Genomic DNA, 20414 nt, shown 5'->3' on the forward strand with positions numbered 1-20414 from the left:
GGCATGGCCGACGAAGACAAGCTCCGGGGTTACCTCAAGCGCGCCACCGCCGACCTGAGGGTGATGAGCAGGCGGCTGGCCGAGGTGGAGGAGGCCGCCCGCGAACCGATCGCCGTGATCGGCATCGGCTGCCGCTACCCCGGCGGTGTCGGGTCGGCCGACGACCTGTGGCGGCTGGTGTCGCAGGGCGTGGACGCGACCGGCGAGTTCCCGACCGACCGGGGCTGGGAGGTCACCCTCGACCCGGACGGCGGACCTGGCACCACCTACACCAACCGGGGCGGGTTCCTCGACGACGGCGCCGGCTTCGACGCCGCGTTCTTCGGGATTTCGCCGCGTGAGGCGTTGGCGATGGACCCGCAGCAGCGGGTGCTCCTGGAGACCGCCTGGGAGACGTTCGAGCACGCCGGGATCGACCCGACCTCGTTGCGCGGCAGCCGAACCGCCGTGTTCACCGGCGTGTGGTCCTCCGGGTACGCGGCCCAGCCGCCGCCGGACCTCGAAGGGTTCCTCGCCACCGGGATCGCCACCAGTGCCACGTCCGGCCGGGTGTCCTACCTGCTGGGCCTGGAAGGCGCGGCGGTGTCGGTGGACACGGCGTGCTCGTCGTCGCTGGTCGCGATCCACCTCGCCGCGCAGGCCCTGCGCGCCGGGGAGTGCACGCTGGCGCTGGCCGGCGGGGTGACCGTGATGGCGACCCCGGCCGGGTTCGTGGAGTTCTCGCGGCAGCGCGGCCTGGCCCCGGACGGGCGGGTCAAGGCCTTCGCCGACGCCGCCGACGGCACGAGCTGGAGCGAGGGCGCAGGACTGCTGCTGCTGGAACGCCTGTCCGACGCCCGGCGCAACGGCCACCGCGTGCTGGCCGTGGTCAGGGGCAGCGCGGTGAACCAGGACGGCGCGTCCAACGGCCTGGCCGCGCCCAACGGTCCCGCGCAGGAACGCGTGATCCGCCAGGCGTTGCACAGCGCCCGGCTCGAACCGTCCGATGTGGACGTCGTGGAGGCGCACGGCACCGGCACCACCCTCGGTGACCCCATCGAGGCCCAAGCCCTGCTGGCCACCTACGGAGCCGACCGCGCCGAGCCGCTGTGGCTGGGGTCGGTCAAGTCCAACCTCGGGCACACCCAGGCCGCCGCCGGTGTCGCGGGCGTGATCAAGGTGATCATGGCGATGCGGCACGGCGTCCTCCCGCGCACCCTGCACGTGGACCGGCCCACGACCCACGTCGACTGGACCGCCGGACGGGTCTCCCTGCTCACCGAGCCGACCCCGTGGCCGGACACCGACCGGCCCCGCCGCGCGGGCGTGTCGTCGTTCGGCATCAGCGGCACCAACGCGCACGTGATCGTGGAACAGGTCCCGGCCGAGCCCGAGTCCACTGTGGACGGCGACGTGTCGTGGCTGCTGTCCGCCCGCACGCCGCAGGCGCTCGCCGCGCACGCAGAACGCCTCGCCACGGTCGACGCGCCCGCCGTGAGCATCGGTGCCGCGCTGCTCAACCGGACCCACTTCGAACACCGGGCGGTCATCCTGGACGACCACGTCGACAGCCTGGCCGCCCTGGCCCGTGGCGCGAGTGCGCCCGGCCTGGTCACCGGCGAGGTCGGCGTGCCCGGCAAGACGGTGTTCGTGTTTCCTGGCCAGGGCGCGCAGTGGATCGGGATGGGCCGTGAGCTGTATGCGGCCGAGCCGGTGTTCCGCGAGGCGATCGACGCGTGCGCGGAAGCCTTTGCTCCGCACGTGGAGTGGTCGCTGGTGGAGGTTCTGAGCGGCGGCGACTTGGATCGGGTGGATGTGGTCCAGCCCGCGTTGTTCGCGATGATGGTCGGCTTGGCCGCGTTGTGGCGGTCTCGCGGTGTCGAGCCGGACGCGGTGGTGGGGCATTCGCAGGGTGAAATCGCGGCGGCTTACGTGGCCGGGGCTCTGTCCCTGGAAGATGCCGCACGAGTGGTTGCGTTGCGGAGTAAGGCGTTGGTGGCCATCTCGGGTCTGGGTGGGATGGTGTCGGTGGCGTTGCCGCCGGACTCGCCGTTGTTGAGCGGGTTGACGGTTGCGGTGGTGAACTCGCCCACGAGTGTGGTGGTGTCGGGCGAGCCGGCGGCGTTGGACGCGTTGGTGGCGCGGGAGGATGTGCGGGCTCGCCGGATCCCGGTGGATTATGCAGCGCACTCGCCTCAGGTCGAGGTGCTGCGGGACCGGCTGCTGAGCGATCTGGCGGGGATCACGCCGCTGGAGGCTCGGATCCCGTTCTACTCGACGGTCAGCGATGGGGTGGTGGAGCGGGCGGACGCGCAGTACTGGTACCGCAACCTGCGGGAACCGGTGCTGTTCGACCGCGCGGTGACCACCCTGCTCGACACCGGGCACGGGGTGTTCGTCGAGGTCAGCCCGCACCCGGTGCTGACAGCGGCGGTCGAGGAGAGTGCCGACGGGCGGGACGTCCTGGTCACCGGGACCCTGCGCCGCGACCGACCGCGCGAGTTGCACACTGCACTCGCCAGACTGCACGTGCAGGGTGTCGAGGTGGACTGGCGCCCGCTGGTCCCGGCCGGCGTCACACCCGCGACGCTGCCCGGCTACCCGTTCCAGCGGCAGCCCTTCTGGCTGCGCCCGAGCACCGCCGCGACCGGCGACCACCCGGTCCTGACCACGGCCGTGGAGCTGCCCGACGGCGGCGCGGCGCTGACCGGCACGGTGTCGCTGTCCACCCACCCGTGGCTGGCCGACCACTCCGTGCGCGGCCGGGTCCTGCTGCCCGGGACCGCGTTCCTGGAGCTGGCCGCGCACGCCGCCGAGGTGGTCGGCGCGGGCGCGGTGCACGAACTCGTGCTGGAAGCGCCGCTCGTGCTCGACCACACCCCTGTGCGACTCCAGGTCGTGGTGGGAGCCCTCGATGACAACGGCCGGCGTTCCGTCGCCGTGCACTCCCACGGCGACGAGTGGGTCCGGCACGCCACCGGCATGCTCGGCGACGCCCCTCCCGTGTCGGCGAGTCCGGTCGTCCCCGCGGATGCCGAACCGCTCGACGTGACCGACCTGTACGACACCTTCGCCGCCCTGGGCTTCGACTACGGACCCGCGTTCCAGGGCGTCACCGCCGCTTGGCGCGCGGGTGACGCGGTGTACGCCGAGGTGGAGGTCCCCGCCGGCGACCGGTTCCCGGTGCACCCCGCCCTGCTGGACGCGGCCCTGCACTCGATCGCGCTGCTGGCCCCGGACGGCCCGGCCCGGTTGCCGTTCGCCTTCTCCGGAAGTGTTCTCCGTGCAACCTTCACGCGCAGTCTGCACGTGAAGATTTCAGGAGGCCCCGATCACTACCGGATCGCCGCCGCCGACCCCGAGGGCAACCCGGTCCTCGTGATCGACTCCCTGTCGGTGCGGGCGTTCACCGACACCCAGGACCTGCACCACCTCACCTGGCACCCCGTGGACGCGGAGACGAGTGCCGAAGTGGTGCACCACGTGCAGGACCACGAGGGTGACCCGGCCGAAGCGGCGCTGCGGAGCACCTTGGAGGTCTTGACGGCCATCCAGGCGCACCAAGGGGATGCGCCGCTCGTCGTCGTCACCCGGGGTGCGGTGGCCGCTGTGCCAGGCGACGTCGTCGATCCCGCTCACGCCGCCGTGTGGGGGCTGGTCCGCTCCGCGCAGGCCGAGCACCCCGGCCGGTTCGTCCTGGTCGACGCGGACGGGTCGTGGGACGGAAGCCTGGCGGACGAGTCGGAGGTCGCGGTGCGCGCCGGGGTGCTGCTCGCTCCCCGCCTGACCCGCGTGGACCGGGCGCTCGCCGCTCCGGACGGCCCTTGGCGGCTGGAGGATGTCGGCACCGGCAGCATCGACGACCTGGCGCTGGTGCCGGTGGCGGAGACGCCGCTGGAACCAGGTCAGGTGCGGGTCGCCGTGCGTGCCGCCGGGTTGAACTTCCGGGACGTGCTGATCGCGCTCGACGTCTACCCCGGCGAGGCGTTGATGGGCGGCGAGGCCGCCGGTGTGGTTCTGGAGGTCGGGCCTGGGGTGGCTTTCCGGCCTGGTGACCGGGTCTTCGGGTTGGTGCCGGGTGCGTTCGGGCCGCGTGCGGTGGCGGACCACCGGTTGCTGGCACGGATCCCGGACGACTGGTCGTTCGGGCAGGCCGCGGCGGTGCCGGTGGTGTTCCTGACCGCCTGGTACGGCCTGGTGGACCTGGGCCGCTTGGGCGCCGGCGACCGGGTGCTCATCCACGCCGGCACCGGCGGTGTCGGCATGGCGGCTATCCAACTGGCGCGCCACCTGGGCGCGGAAGTCTTCGCCACGGCGAGCCCCGGCAAGTGGGACGTGTTGCGGGGCTTGGGGTTGGACGACGACCACATCGGGTCGTCGCGGACCTTGGAGTTCGAGCAGCGGTTCCCGCGCATGGACGTGGTGCTCAACTCGCTGGCCGACGAGTTCACCGACGCCTCGCTGCGGCTGCTCGTCCCGGGCGGCCGGTTCGTCGAGATGGGCAAGACCGACATCCGCGACGCCGCCGACCACCCCGACATCACCTACACGGCGTTCGACATCGCCGACGCCGGCCCCGCGCGGCTCGGCGAGATCCTCACCGCGACCGTGGCCGCGTTCGCCGAGGGCACGCTGACCCCGCTGCCCATCGACGTCCGCGGTGTCCGGGACGCGGTGGACGTGTTCCGGCACATGAGCCAGGCCCGGCACGTCGGCAAGATCGTCCTCAACCTACCCGCCGACCTGTCCGGCGGCACGGTGTTGATCACCGGTGGCACCGGGACGCTGGGGCTGGAGTTGGCTCGGCACTTGGTCGCCCGGCACGGGGTTCGGCGTCTGGTGCTGGTGAGCCGCAGTGGTGGCACCGCGCCTGAGCTGGGCGTTGATGTTCGAGTGGTGGCGTGTGACGTGTCGGATCGTGCGCAGGTCGCGGAGTTGGTGGCGTCGATCCCGGACTTGACCGCTGTGGTCCACGCGGCCGGCGTGCTCGACGACGCCGTGGTGGAGGCGTTGACGCCGGAGCAGGTGGTCCGCGTGTTCGAGCCCAAGGTGCGCGCGGCCTGGCACCTGCACGAGCTGACCGCCGATCTCGCCGCGTTCGTCCTGTTCTCGTCCTCCGCCGGACTCCTGGGCAGCCCCGGCCAGGCCGGGTACGCCGCCGCGAACGCGTTCCTCGACGCCCTGGCCGTGCACCGGCGCTCGCTCGGCCTGCCCGCGGTGTCGCTGGCGTGGGGATATTGGGCGCAGAGCAGCGGGATGACCGGGCACCTCGCCGACCACGACCGAGAGCGCCTAGCCAGGTCCGGTGTCGTCCCCCTGGCCACCGACCACGCGCTGGAACTGTTCGACGCGGCTCTGGCTACCGACCGGGCCGTGGTCGCGCCCGTCGCCCTCAACCCCGCCCGGACCCCGGCGGGACCGTCCGCCCTGCGCGGCCTCACCGGGCGCAAGGCCAGGCGCACGCCCCTCGGCGGCGCGGACCGCCTGCGGTCCCTGCCGGAGTCCGAGCGACGGACCGCGCTGCGCGACCTTGTCACCGCCACCACCGCGACCGTCCTCGGCCACGCCTCTCCCGACGCCGTGGACGCCCGGCGGCCGTTCAAGGACCTCGGGTTCGACTCCCTCACGGCCGTGGAGTTGCGCAACCGGCTGGCGTCGGCGACCGGACTGCGCCTGCCCGCCACCCTCACGTTCGACCACCCGACACCGGAACGCCTGGTCGACCACCTGCTCGACCAGATCGCCGGTACCCGCAAGGAAGTCGTCACCGTGGCGAAGGCCGTGGACGACGACCCGGTGGTGATCGTGGGCATGGGGTGCCGGCTGCCGGGTGGTGTGGAGTCGCCCGAGGACTTGTGGCGGTTGGTGTCGGATGGTGTGGACGCGATCGGCGGGTTCCCCGCGGATCGCGGGTGGGACCTGGAGCGGCTGTACCACCCGGATCCGGATCATGCGGGGACGAGTTACACCCGGTCGGGTGGGTTCCTGGATGGTGTGGCGGAGTTCGACGCCGAGTTCTTCGGGATTTCGCCGCGTGAGGCGTTGGCGATGGACCCGCAGCAGCGGGTGTTGCTGGAGACCGCCTGGGAGACCTTCGAGCACGCCGGCATAGACCCGACGTCGTTGCGGGGCAGTCAGACCGGGGTGTTCACGGGCATTTGGGCTTCCGGCTACGGGGTCGGCGCGCGGGACGCGGAGGGCTACTTCGGCACCGGCGCGGCGACCAGTGTGGTGTCCGGTCGGATCGCCTACCTGCTGGGGCTGGAAGGCGTCGCGGTGTCCATCGACACGGCGTGCTCGTCGTCGTTGGTGGCGATGCACTTGGCGGCGCAGGCGCTGCGGTCGGGGGAGTGCGACCTGGCGTTGGCCGGTGGCGTCACGATCATGGCCACGCCGGTGGGGTTCACCGAGTTCTCGCGTCAGCGCGGGCTCGCTCCGGACGGTCGGTGCAAGGCGTTCTCGGCCTCCGCCGATGGCACCGGGTGGGGTGAGGGCGCGGGCTTGGTGCTGTTGGAACGGCTGTCGGACGCACGCCGGCGTGGCCACCGGGTGTTGGCGGTGTTGGCCGGGACGGCGGTGAACCAGGATGGCGCGTCGAACGGGTTGACGGCTCCGAACGGTCCTTCGCAGGAGCGGGTGATCCGGCAGGCGTTGGCCAACGCGGGTTTGCGACCGTCCGATGTGGACGTCGTCGAAGCGCACGGGACTGGGACTTCGCTAGGTGATCCGATCGAGGCGCAGGCGTTGTTGGCCACGTACGGGGCTGATCGGGCCGAGCCGTTGTGGTTGGGGTCGGTGAAGTCGAACATCGGGCACACGCAGGCCGCTGCCGGGGTCGCCGGTGTGATCAAGACGGTTCAGGCGATGCGGTACGAGGTCGTGCCCAAGACGCTGCACGTGGACGAGCCCAGTCCGCACGTCGCCTGGGACACCGGGAACATCCGACTGCTCACGGATGCCGTGCCGTGGCCGGAGACGGGTCGTCCGCGCCGGGCGGCGGTGTCGTCCTTCGGGATCAGCGGGACGAACGCCCACGTGATCCTGGAGCAGGCCCCGGAAGTGCCCGTGACTTCGGCGGACTTGCCGTGGGTGGTGTCGGCGAAGACGGAATCGGCTTTGCACGAGCAGGTCAGGCGCATCCGCGAGTTCGCCGCAAGCCATACCGACGCAGTGGGAATCGGTCAGGCGTTGGCTACGCGCCCCCGGTTCGCGCACCGGGCGGTGATTCTCGGGGATGACGTGGTGACCGGTGTCGCTGAGGAGCGGCGGACGGTGTTCGTGTTCCCGGGTCAGGGCGCACAGTGGGTTGGGATGGGCCGGGATCTGTATGCGAAGGAGCCGGTGTTCCGCGAGGCGATCGATGCGTGCGCCGAGGCTCTTTCGCCGCACGTGGAGTGGTCGCTGGTAGAGGTTCTGAATGGCGGCGACTTGGACCGTGTTGATGTGGTTCAGCCCGCGTTGTTCGCCATGATGGTCGGCTTGGCTGCGTTGTGGCGTTCTCGTGGTGTCGAGCCGGATGCGGTGGTGGGGCATTCGCAAGGCGAGATTGCGGCGGCTTATGTGGCTGGGGCGTTGTCGCTGGAAGACGCGGCGCGAGTGGTTGCGTTGCGGAGCAAAGCTTTGGTGGCGATTTCCGGCCTTGGTGGGATGGTGTCGGTGGCGTTGCCGCCGGATTCGCCGGTGTTGGCTGGGTTGTCGGTTGCGGTGGTGAACTCGCCGACCAGTGTGGTGGTGTCGGGTGAGCCGGCCGCGTTGGACGAGTTGTTGGCGCGGGAGGAAGTACGAGCCCGGCGGATTCCGGTGGATTATGCGGCACACTCGGCGCAGGTGGAGGTGCTGCGAGAGCGGTTGTTGAGCGATCTGGCGGACGTCAAGCCGTTGGAGGCTCGGGTTCCGTTCTACTCGACCGTGGTGGACGGGTTGGTGGAGCGAGCCGACGCGGAGTACTGGTATCGGAATCTGCGGGAGCCGGTGCGGTTCGACCGGGCTGTGGAGGCGTTGGCGGGGCACGTTCTCATCGAGGTGAGTCCGCATCCGGTGTTGGTGCCCGCCTTGGACGTCCCGTCCGTGGGCACGCTGCGACGCGACCAGAGCGACTTCGACCTCGCCGCCGCACGGGCGTTCCTGCTCGGCGTCGAAGTGGAGTGGGGACGCAACCCGGTCCCGCCGGTTGACGTGCCCACGTACCCGTTCCAGCGTGAGCGGTTCTGGTTGTCGCCCGGTGGCTCGGCCGATGTCGCCGGTGCGGGGCTCGATCCGGCTGACCACCCCCTGCTCGGCGCGGTCGTCGAGCTGCCCGATGGTGGCGTGGCGTTGACCGGCACGGTTTCCCTGTCCACACATCCGTGGCTGGCCGATCACGCCGTCGAAGGCACGGTTCTGTTGCCCGCCACCGGCTTTGTCGAGCTGGTGACCCGCGCGGCCGGGGTTGTCGGCTGCCGGGCGGTCGAGGAGCTCGTGCTTGAAGCGCCGCTGGTGCTGCCGGCGGAGGGTGCGGTGCGGGTGCAGGTCGTCGTGGGTGCGCCGGACGAGTCGGGTCGCCGACCGGTGGAGGTGCGCTCCCGCGCGGAGGAGTGGGTGCGCCACGCCGTGGGCACGCTCGTCGCCGAACCCGTTGCGGCACCGGCGTTCCCGGTGTGGCCGCCCGCCGCGCGCCCGGTCGACGTGCGGGACCTCCACGAAGTGCTCTCAGGGTTCGAGTACGGCCCGGCGTTCCAAGGCGTGCGCGCGGTGTGGCGGTCGGGCGGCGAGGTGTTCGCGGAGGTCGCGGTGCCCGCGTCGATCACCGACGCCTCCCGGTACGGCCTGCACCCGGCTCTGCTGGATGCGGCGCTGCAACCGTTGGCGCTGCTGGTCGAGGACACCGGCGAGGTGCGGTTGCCGTTCTCCCTCACCGGGATCACGGTCCACCGCCCCGGCGTGACGGCCGCCCGCGTGAGGCTGTCCGGCACCGCCGCCGGCTGGACCATCGCGCTGGCCGACGAGTCGGGACCGGTCGCCACCATCGGCGTGCTGACCACCCGCCCGATGGCCCGGCCCGCCGACGACGCCCTGTTCCGCCTCGACTGGCACCAACGCGACGGCGGCACCGCGCCCGCGCGGATCGTGTCCCCGAGCTCGGTCACCGAGGCTCTGGCGGCGGTGCAAGCGTTCCTCGCCGAGGACGGCGACGAGCCCCTGGTCGTGCACACCCGTGACGCCCTGACCGACCCCGAGGCCGCCGCCGTGTGGGGCCTGGTCCGCGCCGCGCAGGCCGAGCACCCGGGCCGATTGGTGCTGGTGGACACCGACGACTCGGCACCGCTGGTGCTCGACGACGAGGACCAGATCGCGGTTCGCGACGACGTGGTGCACGTGCCCCGCCTGGTCCGCACGGCCGTGGCACCGGCGGTGTCCGGCTCACTGGTCCGCGCCGAGACCGGCAACCTGGACGAGCTGACGTTCGCCGAAACGCCCGCCACACCGTTGGCACCGCACGAAGTCCGGGTCGCGGTCCGTGCGGCGGGGCTGAACTTCCGGGACGTCCTGATCGCCCTCGGCGTCTACCCGACCCCCGCTCCGCTGGGCAGCGAGGGCGCGGGCGTGGTGACCGAGGTCGGCTCGGCGGTCACCCGGTTCCGGCCCGGCGACCGGGTGATGGGCCTGCTGCCCACCGCGTTCGGCGCTGAGACCACCGCCGACCACCGGGTGCTGACCGAAGTGCCGGACGGCTGGGCGTTCAGCCAGGCCGCCGCGGTCCCGGTGGCGTTCCTGACCGCCTGGTACGGCCTGTTCGACCTCGGCCGCCTGCGCCCCGGTGACCGCGTGCTGGTCCACTCCGGCGCGGGCGGGGTCGGGATGGCCGCGGTCCAGCTCGCGCGGCGGGCCGGCGCGGAGGTGTTCGCCACGGCGAGCCCCGGCAAGTGGGATGCGCTGCGCGACCTCGGCCTGGACGACGACCACATCGCCTCCTCGCGAACCCTGGACTTCGAGCACCGCTTCCCGGCCGTGGACGTGGTGCTGCACTCGTTGACCGGCGAGTTCACCGACGCCTCGCTGCGGCTGCTCACGCCGGGCGGTCGGTTCGTCGACATGGGCAAGGCCGACCCGCGCGACACCCCCGGCTACCGGGCGTTCGACCTCGCCGAAGCGGGACCCGAGCGGCTGGGCGAGGTGCTGGCCGAGGTCACCGGGCTCCTCGCCACCGGCGACCTGCGCCTGCCGCCGATCACCGCGTGGGACCTGCGGCACGCCTCGCGGGCGTTCCGGCACATGAGCCAGGCCGGGCACGTCGGCAAGATCGTGCTGACCGTCCCGGCGCCCCTCGGCCCGGACGACACCGTCCTGATCACCGGCGGCACCGGCACGCTCGGCGGTCACATCGCCCGCCACCTGGTCACCGCGCACGGCGTGCGGCGGCTGGTGCTGGCGAGCAGGTCCGGCGAAGCCCCCGACCTGCGCGACGACCTCGAAGGCCTCGGCGCGGACGTCACCGTGGCCGCGTGCGACGTGGGGGACCGGGACGCCGTCGCCGCCCTGCTGGCGGGGATCCCGGACCTCACCGCCGTGGTGCACGCGGCGGGCGCGCTCGACGACGGCCTGGTCGAGTCGCTCACGCCCGAACGCCTGGCGGGCGTGCGCGGACCCAAGGCCGACGCCGCACGGCACCTGCACGAGCTGGTCGGCGACGTGAAGGCGTTCGTGCTGTTCTCCTCCGCCGCCGGCGTCCTGGGCAGCGCGGGCCAGGCGAACTACGCCGCCGCCAACGCCTACCTCGACGGCCTGGCCGAGCGGCGACGGCGGCAGGGGCTGGCCGCGGTGTCCGTGGCGTGGGGGCAGTGGGCGGAGGGCAGCGGCCTCACTGGCCGGCTGTCCGAGGCCGACCGCCGCCGCCTCGCGCGGTCCGGGGTCGTGCCGCTGTCCACCGAACACGCGCTGGCGCTGTTCGACGCCGCCCTCACCGCGCCCGACGCGACCCTGGTGGCCGCCGGTCTCCGGCTCACGGCGCTGGGGTCGCGGCCGGTGCTGCGGGCGTTGACCCGACGACCGGCCCGCACCCCGGCCGGCGACTGGAGCGCACTGCCCGAGGCCGACCTGCGTGCCGCCCTGCTGGAGCTGGTCACCACGCACAGCGCGGCCGTCCTGGGGCGCACCGACACCGACGCCGACCGGGCCTTCAAAGACCTCGGGTTCGACTCGCTGACCGCCGTCGAACTGCGCAACCGGCTGGCCGCCGCGCTCGGCATCCGGCTGTCACCGACCCTGACGTTCGACCACCCGACGCCGACCAGACTGGCCGAGCACCTGAGCGAGGTCCTGCTGGGCAAGCGCAAGGTCGAGCAACCCGCGGCGCACCACACCACGACCGATCCGGTGGTCGTGGTCGGGATGGGCTGCCGCTACCCGGGTGGTGTCGGGTCGGTGGCGGAGCTGTGGCGGCTGGTGTCCGAGGGCGTGGACGCGATCGGCGACTTCCCCGCCGACCGGGGCTGGGACCTCGACCGGCTCTACGACCCCGACGGCGCGCACGGCACCAGCTACACCCGGTCCGGCGGGTTCCTCGCCGACGCGGCCGGGTTCGACGCGGCCTTCTTCGGCATCTCGCCGCGCGAGGCGCTCGCGATGGACCCGCAGCAGCGGCTGGTGCTGGAGACCGCGTGGGAGACCTTCGAGCACGCGGGCATCGACCCGACCGCGTTGCACGGCAGCCGGACCGGCGTCTACACCGGCATCTGGGCCTCCGGGTACGCCGGGGGTGTGGACCAGGTGTCCCGGGACGCGGAGGGCTACCTGGCCACCGGCACGGCCCCGAGCGTGACGTCGGGCCGGGTGTCCTACCTGCTGGGGCTGGAAGGCCCGGCGGTGTCCGTGGACACGGCGTGCTCGTCGTCGCTGGTCGCGATCCACTTGGCGGCGCAGGCGCTGCGGTCGGGGGAGTGCGACCTGGCCCTGGCCGGTGGGGTCACCGTCATGGCGACCCCGGCGAGCTTCGTGGAGTTCTCCCGCCAGCACGGCCTGGCCGCCGACGGCAGGGCCAAGTCCTTCGCCGCCGCCGCGGACGGCACGAGCTGGGGCGAGGGCGCGGGCCTGGTGCTGCTGGAACGGCTGTCCGACGCCCGCCGCCACGGCCACCGGGTGCTGGCGGTGGTGCGCGGGAGCGCGGTCAACCAGGACGGCGCGTCCAACGGCCTCACCGCGCCCAACGGCCCGGCGCAGGAACGCGTGATCCGCCAGGCACTGGCCAACGCGGGACTGGAACCGTCCGATGTGGACGCTGTCGAGGCGCACGGCACCGGCACCACCCTGGGTGACCCGATCGAGGCCCAGGCCCTGGTCGCCACCTACGGCGCCGAGCGCGCCGCGCCGCTGTGGCTGGGGTCGGTGAAGTCGAACATCGGCCACACCCAGGCCGCCGCCGGCATCGCGGGCGTGATCAAGATGATCGAGGCGATGCGGCACGGCACCCTGCCTCGCACCCTGCACGTCGACGCGCCGACACCGCACGTGGAGTGGCAGAACATCCGGCTGCTCACCGAGACCACGCCGTGGCCCGCGCACGACCGCCCCCGCCGGGCGGGGGTCTCCGCGTTCGGGATCAGCGGCACCAACGCCCACGTGATCCTGGAGCAGGCCGAGCCCGAGCCGGTCACCACCCCGGAGTGGGTGCCGTGGCTGCTGTCGGCGAAGTCGCCGGAAGCGTTGCGGGCTCAGGCTTCGCGACTGCGGAACTTCGTCGACGACCCGGCGACCGGTGCTGTTCTGGCGTCCCGTGCACGGCTGCCGTACCGGGCGGCGCTCACCGGCCCGGCCCGGCTCGCCGCCGACCTCGACGCCCTCGCCGAAGCCCCGATCGGCAAGGCCCAGGGCGGGACCGCGTTCGTCTTCTCCGGCCAGGGCGCGCAGTGGCACGGCATGGGCGACCGGCTCGCGGAGGCCTACCCGCTGTTCGCCGACACCCTGACCGACCTCTGCGCCCGGCTCGACCTGGACCTGCGGGAAGTCGATCTCGACCAGACCCGGTACACGCAGGCGGGGTTGTTCGCGATCGAAGTGGCGTTGTACCGGTTGGTCGAGTCGTTGGGGATGACTCCGGACTACCTGGTGGGCCACTCGGTCGGGGAGATCGCCGCCGCGCACATCGCCGGTGTGCTGAGCCTGGAGGACGCCTGCACCTTGGTGTCCGCACGGGGTCGGCTGATGCAGGAGTTGCCGCCCGGCGGGGCGATGGTGTCCATCCAAGCGCCGGAAACCGAGGTCCTGGCGGCGCTACCCGAGGGAGTGGCCATTGCGGCGGTCAACGGGCCGGACGCGGTGGTCATCTCGGGTGACGAAGACGCCGTGCTGGCGGTCGCCAGTCGATGGGAGAGGACGCGGCGGCTGTCGGTGAGCCACGCGTTCCACTCGCCGCGCATGGAGCCGATGCTGGCCGAGTTCGCGGAGATCGCCGAAACCCTGACCTACCACCCGCCGACCATCCCGATCGTCTCCACGGTGGCGGGCGAGCCGACCGACATGGCCACCCCCGACTACTGGGTGCGCCAAGTCCGGGAGACGGTGAGGTTCGCCCCGGCGCTGGAGTGGTTGCGCGGCAACGGGGTCACGGCGTTCCTGGAGATCGGCCCGCACCCGTCGCTGGTGCCCGACGCGGTCATGCGCCGCGACCACGACGAGCCGGAACGCCTCCTCGCCGCCCTCGGTCGCGTGTGGGAGAAGGGCGGCGACTGGCGTCCGCCCGCCGCGCCCGCCCACCTCGACCTGCCCGCGTACGCGTTCCAGCGGGACCGGTTTTGGCTGGTCCCCGCCAAGTCGGCGGACGTGGCCGGCGCGGGCCTCGACGCCCTGGACCACCCGTTGCTGCGGGCCGCCGTCCCGCTACCGGACGGCCAGGGGGTGGTGTTGACCGGCGTGCTGTCCCGCGCCGCGCACCCGTGGCTGGCCGAACACACCGTGCTCGGGTCGCCCCTGCTGCCCGCCACCGGGTTCGTCGAACTGGCTTTGCAGGCGGGCCGGCACGTCGACTGCGCCGCGCTCGCCGAACTCGTCCTCGAAGCGCCGCTGCCGCTGCACGACACCGTGCACGTGCGGGTCACGGTAGGCGCGCCGACCGACAGCGGACAGCGCCCGGTCACCCTCCATTCCCGCACGGCCGCCGAACCCGATCAGTGGACCCGCCACGCGACCGGCGTCCTCACGGCCGGAAACCCCACCACCTCACCGGAAACCACCACTTGGCCACCGGCAGGCGCGACCGAGGTCGACATCGACAGCCTCTACGACACCCTCGCCGATGAGGGCTACGACTACGGCCCGACCTTCCAGGGCCTGCGCGCCCTCTGGCGGCACGGCGACGACCTGCACGCCGAGGTCGCCTTCCCCGCCGATCCCGCGCAGCTCACCGGCTACGGGCTGCACCCGGCGCTGCTGGACGCGGCGATCCAGCCGTTGACCCTGCTCACCGGCATCACGGCCGCCGTGGACGACCCGGGCCAGAGCCTGGCCAGGCTGCCGTTCTCCTTCGCCGGCGTGACGATCACCGGCACCGCCGCCGCGCTGCGCGTGAGCCTGTCGCCCACCGCCCCGGACACCTACGCCGTCCGGATCACCGACACCTCGGGCACCCCGGTCGCCGCCCTGGACTCCCTCGTGCTGCGCCCGGTCGAACTGGCCGACCTCGCCACCACCCGGCACACCGACACCCTGTTCACCCTCGACTGGACCCCGTTGCCGCTGGCCGACGCCCCGGACGTGCGGTCGGTGCTGCGCGTCCTCACGGCCGGCGGGAACCCGGTCGAGGACGCGCACCGGCTCACCCTCCAGGTGCTGCACGACCTCCACCAAGCCCTGGACGACGACACCCGCCTGGTGTTCGTCAGCAGCGGCGACCACCCGGCACTGGCCGCCGCCCAAGGCCTCGTGCGCAGCGCGCAAACCGAGCGCCCCGACCGGTTCCTGCTGCTCGACCACGACGACACCGAGGCGTCCAGGCAGGCCGTCCAGACCGCCGTGCGCATCGGGTTCGCCCAGGCAGAACCACACCTGCGCCTGCGGAACGGCGAGCTCCTCGTCCCCCGTCTCCGCAAGCACACCGCGACCAAGCAGACCCGCCTGCGCGGCACGGCCCTGGTCACCGGCGGCTTCGGCGTCCTCGGCGGCCTGACCGCCCGCCACCTCGTCACCGCGCACGACGTCCGGCACGTGGTCCTCACCGGCAGGCGCGGCGACGCCACCCCCGGCGCGGCCGAGCTGACCGCCGAACTGACCGCCCTCGGCGCGACCGTCACCACCGCGGCCTGCGACGTCTCCGACCGGGACGACCTCGCCGCACTCCTCGACACGATCGAGGACCTGCGGGTCGTCGTGCACACCGCCGGCGTGGTCGACGACGCCGTGGTCACCGCCCTGACCCCCGAACAGGTGCACGACGTGCTGCGGCCCAAGGTGGACGCCGCCTGGCACCTGCACGAGCTGACCGCCGACCTGGACGCGTTCGTCCTGTTCTCCTCGGCGGCCGGCGTGCTGGGCAGTCCCGGCCAGGCCAACTACGCGGCGGCCAACGCGTTCCTGGACGCCCTGGCCCGCCACCGGCACGCGCTCGGCCTGCCCGCGGTGTCCCTGGCGTGGGGCCAGTGGGAGCAGGACAGCGGCATCACCGCCGCCCTCACCGAGGCCGACCGCCGCCGGTTGCGCCGAGCCGGCCTCACCCCGCTGCCCACCGACCGGGCGCTGGCGCTGTTCGACGTCGGTGTGGCGGCCGGGGAACCGGTGCTGGTGCCCGCCCACCTCGACCCGACCGCACGCACACCGTTGCTGCGCCGGAACCGGCGGGCGCAAACCCCGACCGCCGCGCCCGGAGACCTGCTCGGCCGGCTCGCCGCGTTGGCCGAACCCGAGCAGCGGGCGTTGCTGCTGGACCTGGTCAACGCGCACAGCGCGGCCGTCCTCGGCCACACCACCCCGCTCACCACCGACCCCGGTGAGGCGTTCCGCGACCACGGCGTGGACTCGCTGACCGCGATCGAGCTGCGCAACCGGCTCAACGCGGCCACCGGCCTCGCGCTGTCGGCCACCGTCGTGTTCGACTTCCCGACCCCCGCCCAGCTGGCCAACCACCTCTTCGGCCAGTTGGGCGCCACCGCCGACCGGGTCGCCGGTCCGATGGAAACCCTGCTGCGCAAGGCGATCGACGTGGACCGCGCCCGGGACGGCCTGGACCTGCTGGCCACCGCCGGTCGGCTGGCCGTGCCCGCCGACCGGCTCGACGTGGCGCCGGTCAAGCTCACCACCGGGTTCGTGACCCCGGCGCTGGTGTGCCTGCCGTCCGCCCTGGCCTTCACGGGTGTCGAGGAGTACACGAGGTTCGCCGCCGCGCTGGAGGCGATGCGGGACGTCACCGCCGTGCCGCTGCCGGGTTTCGCGGGCGACCCGCTGCCCCCGGACGCTCAGGCGCTGGTGGACGTGCTGGCCGACGCCGTCACCCGCACGGCCACGGGTGAGTTCGCGCTGGTCGGCCGCTCGGTCGGGGCGTGGCTCGCACGTGCGGTGGCCGGTCGCCTCGAGGCCCGGGGCGTCACCCCGGCCGCGGTCGTGCTCATCACGCCCACCGACGACGCCCGGCCCGTGCTCGGCGGTGTCCTCGACCCCGCGCACCAGGTGCACCCGGTGGACGACGACCGGCTGGTCGCGATGGGCCGCTACCTCGACCTCGGCACGCGGTGGACGCCCGCGCCGACCACCGCGCCGACCCTGCACGTGGGCACGGCCGACGAGCGCCCGCCGGCCGGGCAGGAGTCCGTGGTGGTGCCCGGCGACCACTTCACGGTGCTGGAACAGCACTCCGCGTCCACCGCGCTGGCCATCAGCAGCTGGCTCACGGACTTCCGCGGCTACGGGGCCGGGTTGTCCGAACTCAGGGAAAGGGACGTCCATGATCTGGGATGACGTGTTCATCGCCGGCACCGGCCACCACCTGCCGCCACGCACGCCGGCGACGGACGCCGTGCCCGACACCGACACCATGCGGCGGCTGCTGGCGCTGTCGGACTTCACCTCGTTCACCAAGTCCGACGACATCACCGAGCACGGCATGGCCGTCCGGGCGGCGATCGGCGCGATGCGGCAGGCCGGCGTGACCGGCGCGGACATCGCGATGGCCGCCTACGCCCAGATGGACTCCCAGGACCACATGGCGCCCTCGTGCCACCTCCAGCGCATCCTCGGCCTCGGCCACGCCCTGGTCTACGAGGTGGAGGCCACCAGCAACGGCGGTTCGGCCGCGCTCCAGGCCGCCGCCGCCCACCTGGTCGCCGACCCGTCCGCCACCGCCACCCTGGTCACCGCGACCTCCCGCTTCCTGCCGCCGCGCTGGGAGCGCTGGCAGCCCACCATCGGCATCTTCCTGGCCGACGGCGCGGCGTCGGCGGTGCTCACCCGGGACGGCGGTCGCGCCCGCCTGGTGGCCACGGCGAACAGCTCGGCCACCCAGATGGAGGTGCTGGCCACCCCGTCCATCCCCGACCCGCTGGGCCACCGCAACCGCACACCCATCGAGGTCACCGGCCTCGCGCCCTACCTGACGCTGATGAGCGAGGCGCTGGTCACCGCGGTCGAGCAGGCCGCCAAGGAAGCCAACGTGGCGCTGTCGGACATCACCCGGTTCGTGATCACCGGCCTCGGGCTGGCGCAGTTGGAAGTGGTCGTGCTGGAACCGCTCGGCGTGGCCCTGGACCGCACCACCTGGCCGTTCCTGCGCGAACTCGGCCACGTCGGGCCGTGCGACCAGCTGCTGGGCGTGGACCACCTGCTCAACCACCCCGACACCAAGCCCGGTGACACGATCATGGTGGTCGGCCTGGGCATGGGCTCCCGGTTCACCGCCGCCCTGCTGGAGGTCACCGAACCGCCCGTGCGGCGCACGACGTTCGTCGAGCAGTCCGCCCCGATCCCGGCCGTCGAGCGGCACACCATCGACCCGTCCGGCGCCGACATCTTCGGCGAGGCCGCCCAGCTGCGCGCCCGCGGTTCGGCCACCCCGGTCGAGCTGCCCGGCGGCGTCGCGGCGTGGGCGGTGACCGGCCACGAGGCCGTGAAGCAGGTGCTGCTGGACCCGAACGTGTCCAAGGACGCCAACCGCCACTGGCCCGCGTGGCGCAACGGCGAGATCCCGCCGGACTGGCCGCTGATCATGTGGGTCGCGATGAAGAACATGTTCACCGCCTACGGTGCCGATCACGCCCGACTGCGCGGCCTGGTCGCCAAGGCGTTCACCGCGCGCCGCGTAGAGGCTATGCGCCCGCGCGTCGAGGCGATCACCGCGGACCTGATGGCCCGACTGTCCGCCGTGCCCCGCGGGCAGGTGGTCGACCTGCGCGCCGAGTTCGCGTTCCCGCTGCCCATCGGGGTGATCAGCGGCCTGTTCGGCCTGTCCGCCCAGACCGGCGACGACCTGCGCCGCTTGGTGGACGCCGTGTTCAGCCTGGAGGCCGACCCCGAGGGCGTGCAGGCCGCGTCCGCCGAGCTGTACATGCTGCTCAAGGGGTTGGTCGCGGAGAAGCGCGCGACCCCGGGCGACGACCTGACCACCGACCTCATCGCCGCCCGCGACGAGGACGGCAACCGGTTGGGGGAGCAGGAGCTGCTGGACACCCTGCTGCTGACCATCAGCGCGGGCTTCGAGACCACGGTCAACCTGCTGGACAACGCCGTGCACGCGTTGGCCACCCACCCGTCCCAACTCGGCCTGGTCACCTCGGGCGTGAGCACCTGGGACGACGTGGTGGACGAAACCCTGCGCTGGCAGGCACCCGTGCCCAACCTGCCCCTGCGCTACGCCGTCGAGGACGTCGAGGTGGAGGGCACGAGGATCGCCAAGGGCGAGGCCATCCTGGTCTCCTTCGGCGCCGCCGGCCGCGACCCGGAACAACACGGCGAGAACGCGGAGCAGTTCGACATCACCCGCCCGTCCCGCCGCGACCACATGACCTTCGGCCACGGCGTGCACTTCTGCCTGGGCTCGCCCTTGGCCCGGATGGAGGCCGTGATCGCACTGCGCGCCCTGTTCGACCGCTTCCCCGACCTGCGTTTGGCGGTGCCGTCGGAGGAGCTGGAGCCGCTGGGATCGTTCTTCACCAACGGCCACAAGACGCTGCCCGTGATCCTGGAGGACAACTAGACATGGCCCACTTCGCCTTCGTCAGCGCACCCGCCGCCGGCCACGTCAACCCCACCCTGCCCTTGGTCGAGGAACTGGTCCGCCGGGGCCACCGAGTCAGCTACGCCACCGGCCCAGCCACGGCAGAAGGCCCAGCCCAAGCCGGCGCCAAGCCCGTAGTGCTGCCCTCGGAGCTGCCGCCGGACATGGACCAGCGGGGCGAGTTCACCGCCGAGCAGTTAGCGGTGACCTTGGAGTACTTCCTGGCCGACGCGGAGGTGTCGTTCCCGGTGCTGGCGGAACACTTCCAGTCCGACCGCCCGGACGTCGTGTGCTACGACTCCGTGACTTTCACCGGCCGGATGCTGGCGAACCTCCTGGGAGTGCCCGAGGTGGCGTTGGTGCCGACGTTCGCGGAGAACGAGCAGTTCTCGGCCACCCAGGTCTACCTGCCCCCGGACTTCGACCACGCTCATCCGAGGTTGGCGGCGGCCGTGGGGAAGATGGCCAGTTTCGCGGCTGGCTTCACCTTCTTGGAGAACCCGAACCTGATGTTCGGTCATGTCGCTCCGACGAGCATCGTGTTCATCCCACGTGCGTTCCAACTGTCGGGGGAGACGTTCGACGAGAGGTTCCACTTCGTCGGGCCGACGCTGGGGACGTGGCAGGTGGCGGAGGAGTGGTCGCCGTCGTCGGACGCTCCGGTGCTGCTGATCTCACTGGGCACGGTGTTCAACACCCGGCCGGAGTTCTACCGGACTTGCGTGGAGGCGTTCGGGGACTCCGAGTGGCAGGTGGTGATGTCGGTGGGTGGGTTGGACCCGTCGGAGTTGGGGGCGTTGCCGTCGAACTTCTCGGTGCAGGCGCGGGTGCCTCAGGTGGCGGTGCTGCGGCATGCGTCGGTGTTCCTCACCCATGCCGGGATGAACTCGGTGATGGAGTCGCTGTACCACGGGGTACCGATGGTGGCTGTGCCTCAGATTCCGGAGCAGCGGGCGGTTGCGGCGCGGGTGGCAGAGTTGGGGCTGGGCGTAGTGCCCAACACCCTCACCCCAGAAGCCTTGCGCGCGGCGGTATCCGAGACCAAAGCCCACCGACCCGCAGCCAAAGCCCTGGGCGAGGTCCTCCGGGCAAACCCAGGGGCACCCAACGCCGCCGACGCCTTGGAGAGCCTGCTGACCGACTAACCCCAACACCTACCCCGCCAGCAAGCTTTTCGCGCGAAGCGCGTTCTTCGCGCGCGCGGAGCGCGCGGTAGGTGTTACCTACAAGTGGAGGGCCTCGGTTCCCCCACCGTATGGCCTGCCCG

General features: G+C 72.6%; 3 protein-coding genes. All 3 read left to right on the top strand.

What is annotated here, in order from left to right; all coding sequences use genetic code 11:
* The first annotated feature begins 3 nt into the window (after positions 1-3).
* From WBN91_RS17275 to WBN91_RS17285, 3 genes are read left to right on the top strand one after another with little or no spacing between them, the layout of a single operon-like run.
* The gene (locus WBN91_RS17275) at positions 4-16896 is read left to right on the top strand and encodes an SDR family NAD(P)-dependent oxidoreductase (protein WP_337724839.1); all 16893 of its coding nucleotides are present in this window, start codon (positions 4-6) and stop codon (positions 16894-16896) included.
* A complete protein-coding gene (locus WBN91_RS17280) occupies positions 16883-19126 on the top strand; it encodes a cytochrome P450 (protein WP_337724840.1) in 2244 nt (747 codons plus the stop codon). The genes WBN91_RS17275 and WBN91_RS17280 overlap by 14 nt, the downstream gene beginning before the upstream one ends.
* Before the next feature lie 2 nt (positions 19127-19128).
* Positions 19129-20292, top strand: a complete 1164-nt coding sequence (locus WBN91_RS17285; protein ID WP_337724841.1) for a macrolide family glycosyltransferase — start codon at positions 19129-19131, stop codon at positions 20290-20292.
* The last annotated feature ends 122 nt before the right edge of the window (positions 20293-20414 follow it).

The organism is Saccharothrix sp. CCNWYY140 (genome assembly GCF_037401995.1).
Taxonomy (GTDB): Bacteria; Actinomycetota; Actinomycetes; order Mycobacteriales; family Pseudonocardiaceae; genus Actinosynnema.